This window comes from Herbaspirillum sp. UBA812 (genome assembly GCF_002296545.1).
GTDB lineage: Bacteria > Pseudomonadota > Gammaproteobacteria > Burkholderiales > Burkholderiaceae_D > Herbaspirillum > Herbaspirillum huttiense.
In genome coordinates, this window is sequence record NZ_DBIC01000270.1 from 1 (window position 1) to 13,554 (window position 13,554).

Annotated in this window: 11 protein-coding genes; 1 reads left to right on the forward strand and 10 read right to left on the reverse strand. The window is 64.3% G+C overall.

All coding sequences use genetic code 11. The features are described from left to right. The 6 genes from B3873_RS18580 to B3873_RS18605 all read right to left on the reverse strand — a co-directional run. On the reverse strand, positions 1–613 hold a 613-nt coding region (locus B3873_RS18580), incomplete at its 3' end, for a dihydroxy-acid dehydratase (RefSeq protein ID WP_286868046.1). Positions 614–631: 18 nt separating this feature from the next. Continuing rightward, positions 632–1,393 (reverse strand): sulfite exporter TauE/SafE family protein, encoded by a 762-nt coding sequence (locus B3873_RS18585; RefSeq protein WP_134223169.1) that lies wholly within the window; start codon positions 1,391–1,393, stop codon positions 632–634. Continuing rightward, the gene (locus B3873_RS18590) at positions 1,393–3,456 is read right to left on the reverse strand and encodes an alpha-glucosidase (protein ID WP_286868050.1); all 2,064 of its coding nucleotides are present in this window, start codon (positions 3,454–3,456) and stop codon (positions 1,393–1,395) included. Before B3873_RS18590 ends, B3873_RS18585 begins: the two co-directional genes overlap by 1 nt. 22 nt (positions 3,457–3,478) lie before the next feature. Next, positions 3,479–5,215, reverse strand: a complete 1,737-nt coding sequence (locus tag B3873_RS18595; protein ID WP_039784197.1) for a solute:sodium symporter family transporter — start codon at positions 5,213–5,215, stop codon at positions 3,479–3,481. 80 nt (positions 5,216–5,295) lie between these two features. Continuing rightward, entirely contained in the window at positions 5,296–6,762 is a 1,467-nt protein-coding gene (locus B3873_RS18600) for an NAD-dependent succinate-semialdehyde dehydrogenase (protein WP_286868052.1), read from the reverse strand. Positions 6,763–6,817: 55 nt separating this feature from the next. Beyond that, positions 6,818–7,774: an SMP-30/gluconolactonase/LRE family protein gene (locus B3873_RS18605; RefSeq protein ID WP_084319853.1), complete on the reverse strand. Its 957-nt coding sequence runs from the start codon at positions 7,772–7,774 to the stop codon at positions 6,818–6,820. A 250-nt stretch (positions 7,775–8,024) separates the two neighbouring features. Here B3873_RS18605 and B3873_RS18610 point away from each other — a divergent pair, with 250 nt between their 5' ends. Then, complete coding sequence (locus B3873_RS18610) at positions 8,025–9,107, forward strand: LacI family DNA-binding transcriptional regulator (protein WP_286868055.1); 1,083 nt, start codon at positions 8,025–8,027, stop codon at positions 9,105–9,107. A gap of 40 nt (positions 9,108–9,147) precedes the next feature. Here B3873_RS18610 and B3873_RS18615 read toward each other — a convergent pair whose 3' ends face one another. The 4 genes from B3873_RS18615 to B3873_RS18630 all read right to left on the reverse strand — a co-directional run bounded on the left by B3873_RS18615 (position 9,148) and on the right by B3873_RS18630 (position 13,365). After that, complete coding sequence (locus B3873_RS18615; RefSeq protein ID WP_286868058.1) at positions 9,148–9,999, reverse strand: ABC transporter permease; 852 nt, start codon at positions 9,997–9,999, stop codon at positions 9,148–9,150. 36 nt (positions 10,000–10,035) lie between these two features. Continuing rightward, complete coding sequence (locus B3873_RS18620; RefSeq protein WP_034332754.1) at positions 10,036–10,845, reverse strand: ABC transporter ATP-binding protein; 810 nt, start codon at positions 10,843–10,845, stop codon at positions 10,036–10,038. Positions 10,846–10,987: 142 nt separating this feature from the next. After that, the gene (locus B3873_RS18625; RefSeq protein WP_034332751.1) at positions 10,988–12,025 is read right to left on the reverse strand and encodes an ABC transporter substrate-binding protein; all 1,038 of its coding nucleotides are present in this window, start codon (positions 12,023–12,025) and stop codon (positions 10,988–10,990) included. 92 nt (positions 12,026–12,117) lie between these two features. Then, a complete protein-coding gene (locus B3873_RS18630; RefSeq protein WP_286868059.1) occupies positions 12,118–13,365 on the reverse strand; it encodes a CaiB/BaiF CoA transferase family protein in 1,248 nt (415 codons plus the stop codon). Between the last annotated feature and the right edge of the window lie 189 nt (positions 13,366–13,554).

Sequence of the window (13,554 nt, forward strand, 5' to 3'; positions counted from 1 at the left end):
TGCCCATGGTGTTGCAGGTACCGGGCGCGCGGGTCATGCGCGATTCCAGAGCGATCCACTCTTCCTTGTCGATGTTGCCGGCCACGTACTCATCCCAGAATTTGCGGGTGTGGGTGCCGGCACCGACCACCTGTCCGTTGTAGCGGTCGCTGAGCATCGGGCCGGCGGGTACGTAGAGGCAAGGCAGATCAGCAGAGAGCGCGCCCATCATGAGGCCGGGCGTGGTCTTGTCGCAACCGCCCATGAGGATGGCACCGTCGATCGGCAGCGAACGCAGCAGTTCCTCGGTTTCCATGGCCAGCATGTTGCGGTAGATCATGGTGGTGGGCTTGACCATCACTTCGCCCAACGACATGGCGGGCAACTCCACCGGCAGGCCGCCGGCCATCAGGATGCCGCGCTTGACCACCTCGGCGCGTTCGCGCAGGTGGGCGTGGCAGGGCGAGAGATCGCTCCAGGTGTTGATGACCGCGATGACCGGCCGGGTCATGAAATCTTCCCGGCGCAATCCCATCTGCTGCAGGCGCTGGCGGTGGGCGAAGGAGCGCATGTCGTCCGGAGCGAGCCAGCGTTGACTGCGCAGGTCAGCCAGTTGTTTGCGTTTTTCTTGCATGATGTAGAAGCGTTGAAATCAGGTTGGGGAAAGCGCCGGGGCCACCAGGCTGCCGCCGGCCACCAGCAATAACAGGAACACGATGCGTCGCACCGTCAGCGGTGACCACTGCGGGGGATGGCGGCGTGCCAGCCAGGTCACGCCCAGCACCACCGGCAGCGCTTCCAGGCTCAGCGCCAGCGATGCATGGTCGAAGCGGCCCTGAGCCAGCACGATCACCAGCCGCAGTACGGCGTTGACGGCAAAGAGCAGCACCAGCGTGTCGCGCACGACGACGCGGTCCAGCGGTTGCCGGTACAGGTGGAACACCATCGGCGGACCGGCACTGGCGAAGACGCCGCCCATGATCCCGGAGAGCACGCCGAAAAAGGCGAAGGAGGGCGCAGACGAGAGCTGCTCGCGCACCTGCGTCCGCAACACCAGCAACAAGCTGCACGCCAGAATGGCCAAGCCCAGCGCCAGCCGCAGCACGCCGATGGCATGATCCGACATCCAGGCCAGCAGGCAGGCGCCCAGCCCCACGCCGATCAGGCTGCTGCCGAAGGCCGGCACGATCAGCGCACGCGGCAGGCCCGGTGCGGTGCGCACGATCACCGCCGCATTGGCCAGCACCATGACGGTCACGACATTGGCCGCCACCGCCAGCGGGGCCAGGTGCAGCATCGCCACCAGTCCCAGCAGCACCAGCCCGAAGGCAAACCCGGTGAGGCTCTGCACGAAGGTCGCCAGCGCCACGCAAGCGACGAAGAGCAGATGGCTGCCGATGCCGTTGAGCAGCATCAGAGACTCCGCGCCAGCGCCAGGAATTGCTCGGCGCGTGCTGCGCCTGCCCGTACGAAGACCGGCGGCTGGCCCAGCGGTGCAGCCACTTGCACGCGCTGGCCGCCAGCGTGGCGCTGACCGCTCCACAGATGCAGCCAGTCATCGCCCAGGGGCAGGTAGGCACTCCAGCAGTTGGCCTCCGCCGCATGCACGGGCGCGACCAGCAAGTCGGGACCATAGAGATACTGGTCCTGTATGGCGTAGGTGGCGCGGTCCTGTTCGTAATGCAGGAACAGCGGACGCTGCAGCGGCAGGCCACGGGTGGCAGCTTGTTCGGCCAGTTCCTCCACGTAGGGCTTCAGGCCGACGAACAGACGCGTCATCCGGGCAAAATGCGCCAGCACAGCCGGGTCCTGCCAGAACTGGAAGTTCTCGTCGGGACGGTTGCCTTCGTGGGTGCGCATCATGGGGGTGAAGACCGCCATCTCGGCCCAGCGCTGGAACAGTTCCGGCGTGCGGCGGTTGCCGAACAGGCTGGTGTAGCCGCCGATATCGCTGTGGTGGTAGGCATTGCCCAGCAGGCCCGATGAGAGCGCGCCGCAGATCACGGTCTGCAGACCGTCATGACGGCTGAAGTCGACCGATTGGTCGCCCGCCCACAGCAGCGGGCAGTGCGCCTGTACACCGGTATAGCCGGCGCGCATGAAGAACACCGCGTCGCCGGTACGCCCGGCGTCGGCGATGGCGCGGGCGTTGACCTCGGCCCACAGCGTGGGCCAGGCATTGTGCATCAGCATGGCTGACTGGCCATTGGCCAGAGTGACATCGGTGGGCAGGTATTCGCCGAAGTCGGCCATCCAGCCATCCAGGCCCTGGTCAAGCATCTCGTCGCGGATGACGCGCTGCTCGAACCAGCGCGCGGCTTCCGGCTGGGTGAAATCGACCACGCCGCAATCGAATTCACCGAAGTCGACCAGATAGTCGCTGCCATCGGCGTGGGTCGCCAGGAATCCCTGGGCGTGTGCTTCGCCATAAAGCGCACCATCCACGCACAGATAGGGATTGACGTAGCCGAGGAAGCGCACGCCCTCCTGCTTCAATTGCGCCAGCCAGTCGGCGTGGCCGGGATAGCGCTGCGCGTTCCAGCGCCAGTCCCAGAACAGGCGCTTGCCGAACGAGGTCTGACGGATACCGACCCAGTCCTCGCACCACAGGCCGCTGACGGCCAAGCCTGCGCTGCGGCTCTGCTCAAGGATGGTGGCGGCATGTTCGCGGCCATTCTTCAGGCCGAGAATGGCCCCGTCGAGTACCCACGAAGGCAGGCGCGGCTGGCGGCCGAAGCGCTGCGAGATGCGTTCCACCAGGGTCGGGAAATCATCGGCCAGCAGGAATTCGATGCGCTCGGGGATGGCCCAGAATTGCAGCTCGTGATACGTTCCGGCGCGAAAATCGAAGTCGGCATAGGCGGTGGTGTCGGCGTGCAGGCAATAGCGCTGCGACGACACGAAGCTCGGTTGCGGATAATTGGTGTGGTAGTAGTCGCCACCGGCCTTGGCGGTGACGTCGGCCTGCCAGGTCAGGTAGGTACTCTTGTCTCGTCCGACGCCTGGCTCGGAGGTCCACAACGGAAAATGACGGCCGCGCAGGTCGAAGTAGGACATCTGCTCGCCACACCCCCAGACGTGTTCCTCGGTCTGGGCCGGCACGCGCCACCAGAGGCGGTTGGCGATGGCGCCAGCGGTGCTGCCCGACTGTGCGCACAGGCTGAACTGCACGCCATGGGCCTGACGGGTCGCCATCAGTACCAGCTCGGGCTCGCTGTGGGCATCGCGGGCAAAGCTGACCTGCACGCAGCCATCGGCCTGCACCGTGTGCTGTGCGTAGCGCAGGGCAATGCGCTCCTCGACGTAATCGCTGATGTCGAAATTGCCGCGATACATGGCCACGCTCTCCCGGCCATAGCCGATGAAGACCGCCGGCGCCTGTGGCGAATGGGCAAGCAGCAGGCGGCCCGCCACGTCCAGTTCGAGCCGGCCATCCTCATGCTGGGTCCAGCGCATGGTATTTCCAGTGTGTGTCATTGCATTCCTTGCTTGGTTCGGTTCAGCGGATAGCCGCGGCAGCGCGGGCGCGGCCAGCATCGGCGGCATGGACGCGACGGCGCAGCACCACCAGCAGCAACACGGCCACGGCCCAGGTCAGGCCCATCCACAGGTAGTACTGCTGGGTCACGCCACCGGCGCGCGCCACGCCCAGCGGCGAGAAGGTCAGGTAGACACTCACCAGCAGGGCCATCAGCAGCACGCTCATGCGACTGGCATAGCGCCAAGGCGTGAGATCGCCATGCTGACGGATATGCGCCTGGTAGGGCTGCGCGCGGCGGAAGAACTGGCCCAGCACCAGCATGAGCAGCACTTCGGTGACGAACAGCATGCCCATGATGTGGATGAAATGAATGCCATAAGTGCTGTCGACCTTGAAGACGAAGATCAGCAGGGTGTAGGCGATCACATGCAGCAACAACACGATCTTGGCAGGCAGTGCATCGATGCGGCCATTGAAAAAGCCCATCAGCACCACCGCAATGATGGGAATGTTGAAGAAGCCGCTGAAGCGGCGCATGACCGTGTAGATGCCGTCGGGCGCGAACATCAGCAGCGGAGCGATCAACAGCGAGATCACAGCCACTGCGATGCTGGCCATCTTGCCCACGCGAATCATCTTCTCGTCGCTGGCATCGGGTTTCCAGACGCGATAGAAGTCGAAGGCGATCAGGGTCGCGGTACTGTTGATGACGGCATTGAAGTGGCTCATCACGGTACCGAACAGCACGGCCACGAAGAAGCCCTTGGCCCACCACGGCAGCAGGTCGGCCACCAGTTGCGGATAGGCCAGGTCGGGACGCGCCAGGGGGTTGCCGGCATACAGGTGATAGGCGATCACACCGGGCATCAGCATGATGATGGGCACCATCAGTTTGAGCAGCCCCGACAGCAGCACTCCCTTCTGCCCTTCGGCCAGATTCTTGGCCGCGAAGGTGCGCTGGATGATGGACTGGTTGGTGCACCAGTAGAACAGGTTCGCAAAGATCATGCCGGTGAAGACGGTGCCGAACGGGACTGAATCATGCGCCCCGCCAATGGCCGACAACTTCTCCGGCGCTTCGGTGGCGACCACGTGCAGGCCGGCAAAAAAATCGCCCTGGCCCAGTGCCAGCAGCCCGAGCGCCGGCACCATCAGTCCGGCGATGAGCAGACCCACGCCGTTGATGGTGTCGGATACGGCCACCGCACGCAGGCCGCCGAAGACTGCATAGAGCGCACCGATGACACCGGAGATCCACACCAGTGCGGTAATGGTGACCGGATAGGAGGTGCCGAATGCCTGCTGGACGCCGAACACCTGGTTGAAGGTGATGGCCCCCAGGTACAGGCCTGAGGGATTGACCACCAGCATGTAGCTGATGACAAAGAAGGCACTGACGACGCGGCGGGTGGTGGCGTCAAAGCGCTCTTCAAGGAACTGCGGCAGGGTCGAGAAGCCGCCGCGCAGATAGCGCGGCAGGAAGAACATGGCCAGCGCCACTGTCGCCACCGCAGCGGTGCACTCCCAGGCCATGGCCGAGAGATTGTGGGCGTAAGCGTCGCCGTTCAAGCCCACCAGCTGTTCCACCGACAGGTTGGTGAGCATCATGGAGCCGGCGATGAACCAGCCATTGAGTCCGCCGCTGGCCATGAAGTAGCCGCGCGCGCCGACATCCTTGGCGCGCCGGGTGAACAGGTACGACACATAGGCCACCAGTGCCGTAAAGAGGATGAAGCTGAGTAGGGTAATGATGATCGTCTCCTTGTAGTTTCTTCATTCTTTCTTCGGGCCGTCTCGACGGACTGGCCCTGTCGTCATGCTGCAAGGGCTGGCATTCAGGCCACCTGCAGGCAGAGGTATTTCAGTTCCAGATACTCCTCGATACCGTACTTCGATCCTTCGCGACCCAGGCCCGACTGCTTGACGCCACCGAACGGTGCCTCCGCCGTGGAGATGAGACCGGTGTTGACGCCCACCATGCCGAACTCCAGCGCCTCGGCGACGCGCCAGACTCGGGCCATGTCGCGGGTGTAGACATAACTGGCCAGGCCATATTCGGTATCGTTGGCCTGGCCGATGACTTCCTCTTCGCTTTCGAAGCGCAGCACGGGTGCCACCGGTCCGAATATCTCTTCGCATGCCACGCGCATGGACGGCTTCACGCCGGTCAGCACGGTGGGCGCGAAGTAGCGCGCCTGTTCATCGCCTTCCAGTACCACCGGAGTGCCGCCGCAGACGATGCGCGCGCCCTGGCTGCGCGCGTCCTCCACCAGTTCGCTGATCTTCTCCAGCGCGCGGGCATCGATGAGCGGCCCGATCTGGGTACGCGGTGCGCGGCCATCGCCCAGCACCAGCTTGCTGGCACGGCTGGCCAGGCGCTCGACGAAGGCATCGTAGAGACCGGCCTGCACGTACATGCGGTTGCTGCATACGCAGGTCTGGCCGCCATTGCGGTACTTGGAAATCATGGCGCCCTCGATCGCCGCGTCCAGATCGGCGTCGTCGAAGACGATGAAGGGTGCATTGCCGCCCAGCTCCAGCGACAGCTTCTGGATGTGACCGGCCCCCTGCGCCATCAAGCGCGCACCGACAGCGGTCGATCCAGTGAAGGACAGCTTGCGCACCACCGGGTTGCCGGTCAGCTCGGCACCGATGGCTTCGGGATGGCCGGTCACCACATTGAGCACACCCGGCGGAATGCCGGCGCGCTCGGCCAGTGCCACCATGGCAAGCGCCGAATACGGTGTCTGGCTGGCCGGCCGGATCACCATGGTGCATCCCGCAGCCAGTGCCGGCGCGGCCTTGCGGGTGATCATCGCTGCCGGGAAATTCCACGGCGTGATGGCTGCGCATACGCCAACAGGCTGGCGCAGCGTGAGCAGACGACGGTCATTGGAGGGGCTGGCGATGACATCGCCGTTGATACGGCGCGCCTCTTCGGCAAACCATTCGATGAAGCTGGCGGCAAAGGCGATCTCGCCACTGGCCTCGGACAGCGGCTTGCCCTGCTCGGCGGTCATCAGCAAAGCCAGGTCTTCCTGGTTTTCGATCAGCAGCGCGTGCCAGCGGCGCAGCAGCGTGGCGCGTTCCTTGGCGGTACGCGCGCGCCAGCCGGGCAAGGCCGCTTCCGCAGCCTGCACGGCGGCGCGGGTCTCGGCCGTCCCCATGGCCGGCACCGTGCCCAGGATCAGGCCGGTGGCAGGATCCGTGACGGCGATGGTCGTGCCATCCAGGGCATCCTGCCAGTGGCCGCCAATGGGGCATTGCATCCGGAACAGGTCGGGATCGTGGAGCGAAAGCATGTGATGAAGATCCTTGGAGAGTGAAAGTGGTTCGATACTGGAGGCCGTTGCCGGCTCACCCGCGCCAGCGCGGCTCGATGCAGCCGGGCACGTCGGTACGCATGGCAAACAAGCCGCCGGCCAGCGGCTGCTGCGCCAGCTCTTCGCCGGGCCGACCGGCACGGGCGCTGGTGATGAAGAGCGTACGCAGGTCGGCACCGCCAAAGGCGCACATGGTGGGGCACTGCACGGGCAAGGGATAGCGCGCCACGACGCTGCCGTCAGGGGCAAATCGCACAAGTCGACCGCCTTCGTAGAAGGCGCTCCAGTAATGTCCTTCGGCATCGACCGCAGCACCATCGGGGCGGCCCCGGTCCGTGGCCGTGGGAGTGATGGTGGCCCAGACCTGGCGCGGCCCGCAGTCACCGGTGATCGGATCATAGCTGCGCCGCCAGATGACGAAATTGGGGGTGTCGGAATGGTACATCCAGCGTCCGTCGGGGCTGAAGGCCAATCCGTTGGAAGTGAGCAGGCCATCAGCCAGTACCTCCAGAGCGCCGGAGGGGCGCAGGCGATAGAGGTGGGCACGCGCGCCGGACTTCGGTTCGTCGATGGTGCCGGCGAGGAAGCGCCCGGCCGGATCACAGCGACCGTCATTGAAGCGACTGCCGGCCTGATCTTCAGGATTGACGGCCAGTTGCTGCTGCAGCTGCCCTGCTCCGTCCAGTTCCCACAGACCTGAGCGCAGCCCGGCGATGTAGCCGCCGTGCTCACCCAGCGATACGCAGCCAATCGCTTCCGGCAGAGTGACGTAGCTGTCCTCGCCGGTGGCGGGATCATAGCGGTGCAATCGCTGCTCCAGGATATCCACCCAGACCAGATGCTGACGCTGCTCATCCCAGCGCGGGCATTCGCCCAGCGCGGCGGCGGCAGGCAGGACGCAGACCGGCTCGAAAACGGGCACGCCCTCAAGCAGCACCTGCAGCGGGCGCGGTACAGCGGGGACGGCTGCGGCGGCGAGTGAATTCAACATCCTGTGTCCTGCATGAAAGTGAGGGGAATGAGCACAGAAACACGCTTTCGCAGCGCTGCGAAATAATAGCGCTGCGAAATTGTCCTTGTCAATTGGAATTGGCACCGGCATGCGGGCAGCGGAAATCGGCCAAGGGAACTCCCCGCCCCCCGTGGAGAGCGGCCGGACAAGCAGCGCATGACTGGGGGACCTGCTGCGTCTAAAATGGCCGCTTGATGCACTGTTGCGGCCCGGCCGCCCTCACCGTCCCATGTCCCAGAACAACAAGACCGCCGCGCGCAGCCGGCGCGGCACCAATCGCGTCACGATGGAAGATGTCGCCGCGCGCGCCAAGGTCTCGGCCAGTTCGGTCTCGCTGTACCTGCGCAATCCCGAGGCTGTCTCGCCGCGCCTGTCGCCGCGCATCAAGCGCGCCATCGACACCCTGGGCTATGTGCCCAACAAGCTGGCGGGCAGCCTGGCGGCGGCGCGCACGCGGGCGATCGGCGTGATCGTGCCCTCGCTGGGCAACGCCTTCTTCACCGAGACGGTGGCGGCCTTGCAAAAGGAATTTGATCGCCACGACTACCAACTGCTGCTGGGTGCGACCGAATACGACCTGGAGCGTGAAACCGAGCTGGTGCGTACTTTCCTCTCCTGGTCGCCAACGGCGCTGGTGGTAACCGGCTGTCATCACAATGAAGCCACGCGCACCTTGCTGCGCATGGCCGACACCCCCGTGGCGGAAATGTGGGAGATCGGCGAAGAGCCGTTTCATTTGCAGGTCGGTTTTTCCCACGTGGCGGTGGGCGAAGTGATGGCGGCGCACCTGCATCAGCAGGGTGCCACCCGTATCGCCTTCGTGGGGGCGCGCATGGACGCCGACCGGCGCGCCGGTCAACGGCGCGATGGATTTTGCCAGGCACTGGCACGGCATGGCATCAAACCGTTGGTGATCGATACCGGCAATGATGTGTCACCTGCTGCCGGCGGGCTCGCGCTACGCCAGGCCCTCAAGCAGCAGCCCGGCCTGCAGGCGGTGGCCTGCGCCAACGATGTATTGGCCCTGGGGGTACTGTTCGAGGCACAGCACCGGGGACTGGCAGTGCCGCGACAACTGGCCGTCACCGGTTTCGGCAACCTGCCGTATTCGCAGGTTTGCGTCCCCCCGCTGACCACGGTACAACCGCATGCGGCGGAAATCGGTCTGCGCGTGGCGCAAGAACTGCTGGCGCAACTTCAGCGCGACGAAGCGCCTGAACAGGAAGAGGAGAGTGACGATGGCGCCACCAAGGTGGTCGATGTCGGTTTCGAACTGATCCTGCGCCAGAGTTCGAGCCATCGCTTCAAATGAAACAGGCCGGCAGATGCCGGCCTGTTTCAATCAATGCTCGTCAGAGCTTTTCGGTCTCCCCGCTCTTGGGCTGCCATTTCATGAGCCGTTTCTCGATCACCCCCACGGCCAGGTCCAGTACCAGCGCAAAGATGGTCAGCACGACGATGCCGGCAAAGACGGTGTTGATGTCGAAGCTGCCCTCGGCCTGCAGGATCAGGTAGCCCACGCCACGCGCCGAGCCCAGGTATTCACCGACCACCGCCCCGACGAAGGCCAGACCGATGGAAGTGTGCAGACTGGAAAACACCCATGAAGTGGCCGAAGGCAGGTAGACCGTACGCAGCAGCTGCCGTGCATTGGCACCCAGCATGCGGGCATTGGCCAGCACCACCGGGCTGACTTCCTTGACGCCCTGGTAGACGTTGAAGAAGACGATGAAGAACACCAGCGTCACCGCCAGCGCCACCTTGGACCAGATGCCCAGGCCGAACCACATCGCGAAGATCGGCGCCAGGATCACGCGCGGCATGGAGTTCGCGGCCTTCACATAGGGATCGAGGATGGCCGAAGCGGTCGGCGAGAGCGCCAGCCACAGGCCGATGGCCAGGCCGAAGACGGTGCCGATGAGGAAGGCCAGAACGGTTTCGGTCAGCGTGATCAACAGGTGTGAATAGATTTCTGCCGGGAAGCTGAGCGTGAAGAAGGTGGTGTCGCCCATGCCCACTTCCAGCGAGCCGCTGCCCACGGTGAACCATTCCCAGATGCGCTGCGCCACCTTCAGCGGTTCGCCGAAGAAGAAGGCGGTCTGCGGATTGCGCGTGGCCACGTGCCAGACCAGCAGCACCACGGCCAATACCATCAGCTGCCAGAAACGGATGTTCTTGTGATTCGGTTTAAATAATTTCCACATGATGCTGATTCTCTTCCCTGATCTTTTCGGTACGGCTTACGCTGCGCGCTTTTGTTGTTGGTAGCCCTTGAGCACTTCATCGCGCAGCACGTCCCAGATCTGCTGGTGCAGTTCGACGAAACGCGGATGCATGCGGATCTCGGCGACGTCGCGCGGGCGCGGCAGGTCGATCCTGAATTCACCGATGGGATGCGTGCCGGGGCCGGCCGCCAATACGATCACGCGGTCGGACATGGCGATGGCTTCATCCAGATCGTGGGTAATGAAGAGGACGGCTTTCTTCTTGGCATTCCACAGGTCCAGTACTTCGTTTTCCATCAGCTGGCGGGTCTGGATATCGAGCGCGGAGAAGGGTTCGTCCATGAGGATGATGTCCGGGTCCAGGATCAGCGTCTGCGCCAGTGCCACGCGCTTGCGCATGCCGCCGGAGAGCTGGTGCGGATAGCGGTCGCCGAAGCCTTGCAGGCCCACACGCGCCAGCCATTGTTCGCCCAGTTCTTGTGCCGCCTTTTCCTCATGGCCGCGATACTGCAGGCCGGCGATCACGTTCTGCAGCGCGCTGCGCCAGGGCATCAGCGCCTCGGCCTGGAACATGTAGCCGGCGCGGCGGTTGATGCCCTTGAGTTCCTCACCGAATACCTTGACGCTGCCCGAGGACGGTTGCAGCAATCCGGCCCCGACATTGAGCAAGGTGGACTTGCCGCAGCCGGTGGGGCCGACCACCGAAACGAATTCACCCGGCGCAATCGAGAGGTCGGTATTGGCCACGGCGGTGTAGCGCTGGGAACGGTCGTCCTTGGAGACGAAGGTGCAGGTGATGTTGTCGAACTGGAGTGCTGGCGTCATGGTGGTGCGGGCGGTTGCGGCCCGGTTGGAGGAGACGAAAGAACTTGAAAGGAAACTCAGCGCTCCCGGCCCAAGATGCGCAAATGCCCGTTGCCGGGCATTTGCGGTGCGTTCGCACGGGCCGGGAGCGCCGGGCCTGTGCTTACTTGTACTTGGCGTTGGCCTTCTGCACGAAGGAATTGGTGAAGGTCTTGGACAGATCGATCTGCTTGTCCGCCAGCGAGGGCTCGAAGGCCTTCAGCGTGCGCAGCGCGGTATCCGGACCGCCCGGCGGGAAGTAGCCGTCCGGCGAAATGGCCTGGCGCACCTTCATGAAGGCATCGATGTAGAGCGAACGGTCGCCCAGCAGATAGCTTTCCGGCACGGCCTTGATGATGTCGGAGGGACCGGCCTTCTGGATCCACTTCAGCGCGCGCACCATGGCATTGGTCAGGGCTTGCGTGGTATTGGGATACTTCTGCACGAAGGCCGCCGGTGCATACAGGGTTGCCGCCGGCATCGGGCCACCGAAGACATCATTGGTGTCCTTCAGGGTACGGGTGTCGGCGACGACCTTGATCTCGTTGTTCTGCTCCAGCATGGAGATGACCGGATCGAGGTTGGCAATCGCGTCGATCTGGCCCGAGCGGATCGCCGAGATGGCACCGGCTGCCGCCCCCACGCCGATGAAGGAAACGTCGGTAGGCTTCAGGCCCGCCTTGGCCAGCACGTAGCTGGCCATGATGCTGGTGGAGGAGCCCGGTGCGGTCACGCCGATCTTCTTGCCCTTGAGGTCGGCCACGGTCTTGTAGTTGGGCATGGTCTTGTTGTTGACCGCCAGCACGATCTGCGGGGCCCGGCCCTGCAGCACGAAGGCGACGATGGGCTGGTTCTTGGCCTGCATGTTGATGGTGTGTTCAAAAGCGCCCGAGACCACGTCGGCGCTGCCGCCCACCATGGCCTGCAGCGCCTTGGCACCACCGGCGAAGTCGGAGATCTCGACCTGCAGGCCCTCATCCTTGAAATAGCCGAGCTGCTCGGCAATGGTCAGCGGCAGGTAGTAGAACAGGTTCTTGCCACCCACGGCGATGGAGACCTTGGGTTTTTCCAGCGCCTGCGCGCCGGCGCTGCCGTTGAATGAAAAATAGCCGGCCAGGAACAGGCCAGCGGCGATCAGCAATTGCTTCCAGCTCAATTTCATTGTGTCTCCTCCGTGTGTGGATGGGGGGTGCTGCTTGTTGTCCAGCTTGTTGCAGGCGACCCCGTGCCGGTGCCTGCCTTTGTCATGCTGCTTCAGACCACGCCTGCGTCCCGCAGCTTCTTGATGTGGGCCTCATCATACCCCAGCGATTGCAGGATTTCATCGCTGTGGGCACCCAGCTCCGGGCCCAGCCATCGGGTCTGGCCGGGCGTCTCCGACATCTTGGGCGTAATGCCCGGCAGCTTGACCGGCGTGCCATCGGCGAACTGGTGCTGCTCGAACATGTCGCGCGCCAGGAATTGGGCATCGTTCATCATGTCCTTGACGGAGTAGATCTTGCCGACCGGGACGTCAGCTGCCTGCAACGTGGCCAGGGCCGAATCGATGGTCTGCGTGCTGCACCACTGCTGGATGGCGGCATCGATTTCTTCGGTGCGCGGCACGCGGCCATCGTTGCGTGCCAGGCCCGGATCATTGGCCATGTCGTCGCGGCCGATGGCACTCATCAGACGTTTGAAGATGGCATCGCCATTGCCGGCGATGACGATGTTCATGCCTTCGCCGGTGGTGTAGGTGTTGGAGGGGACGATGCCGGGCAACGCACCGCCGGTGCGTTCACGCACCACGCCGGCGAAATCGAACTCGGGCACCATCGATTCCATCATGTTGAAGACCGCTTCGTACAAGGCCACGTCGACCATCTGGCCCTGCCCTGCCACGCAGTCCGCACCGGACTTGCCGTTCCAGCGGCCACCGCTGACATCGCGATGGCGCAGCGCCATCATGGCCCCGATCACACCGTGCAGCGCGGCGATGGAATCGCCGATGGAAATGCCGATGCGTACCGGCGGCCGGTCCGGATGGCCGGAGACGTAGCGGATCCCGCCCATCGATTCGCCGATGGCACCGAAGCCCGGCAGGTCGCGCAGCGGGCCGGTCTGGCCGTAGCCGGACAGGCGCACCATGATGGTGGCGGGATTGAGTTGCTTCAGGTCCTCATAGCCGAGTTTCCATTTCTCGAGCACGCCGGGGCGGTAGTTCTCGATGATGACATCGGCGTCCAGCGCGAGCTGGCGGGCGATCTCCTGGGCGCGCCCGTCCTTCATGTTCAGGGTGATGCTCTTCTTGTTGCGCGCCTGGACCGACCACCACAGCGAAGTGCCGTCCTTGAGCACGCGCCAGTGACGCAGGGGATCGCCATCACCGGGCGCTTCGATCTTGATGACCTCGGCCCCGAACTCGGCCAGCATGCGCGAACAGAAAGGACCCGCAATCAGCGTGCCCAGTTCAAGAACCTTGATGCCGGCCAGCGGGCCGGGCTTGGATGTGGCTGTGCTCATCGTGCTTGCACCGGATGCCTGGCAGGCGCGGCCTGCGCGGGCGCTCCGGTGTTCTCCTCTTGGTCGATGCTGCGGACCGGGCTCTTGTGGGGTATTGGCCAGTGTCCTGGAATGCGATGGATTCGGGTGATGCTGCGCGGCGGGCGAAGAGCAGTGCGCGGTATGTGGATAGGTCACCCCCTTGCGGCT

Bases quoted from the DNA above. Each gene is read 5' to 3' on its own strand.
- B3873_RS18585 (WP_134223169.1), bottom strand. From the start codon at position 1,393: ATGCTGCTCAACGGCATCGGCAGCCATCTGCTCTTCGTCGCTTGCGTG.
- B3873_RS18590 (WP_286868050.1), bottom strand. From the start codon at position 3,456: ATGACACACACTGGAAATACCATGCGCTGGACCCAGCATGAGGATGGC.
- B3873_RS18600 (WP_286868052.1), bottom strand. From the start codon at position 6,762: ATGCTTTCGCTCCACGATCCCGACCTGTTCCGGATGCAATGCCCCATT.
- B3873_RS18605 (WP_084319853.1), bottom strand. From the start codon at position 7,774: ATGTTGAATTCACTCGCCGCCGCAGCCGTCCCCGCTGTACCGCGCCCG.
- B3873_RS18610 (WP_286868055.1), top strand. From the start codon at position 8,025: ATGTCCCAGAACAACAAGACCGCCGCGCGCAGCCGGCGCGGCACCAAT.
- B3873_RS18615 (WP_286868058.1), bottom strand. From the start codon at position 9,999: ATGTGGAAATTATTTAAACCGAATCACAAGAACATCCGTTTCTGGCAG.
- B3873_RS18620 (WP_034332754.1), bottom strand. From the start codon at position 10,845: ATGACGCCAGCACTCCAGTTCGACAACATCACCTGCACCTTCGTCTCC.
- B3873_RS18625 (WP_034332751.1), bottom strand. From the start codon at position 12,025: ATGAAATTGAGCTGGAAGCAATTGCTGATCGCCGCTGGCCTGTTCCTG.
- B3873_RS18630 (WP_286868059.1), bottom strand. From the start codon at position 13,365: ATGAGCACAGCCACATCCAAGCCCGGCCCGCTGGCCGGCATCAAGGTT.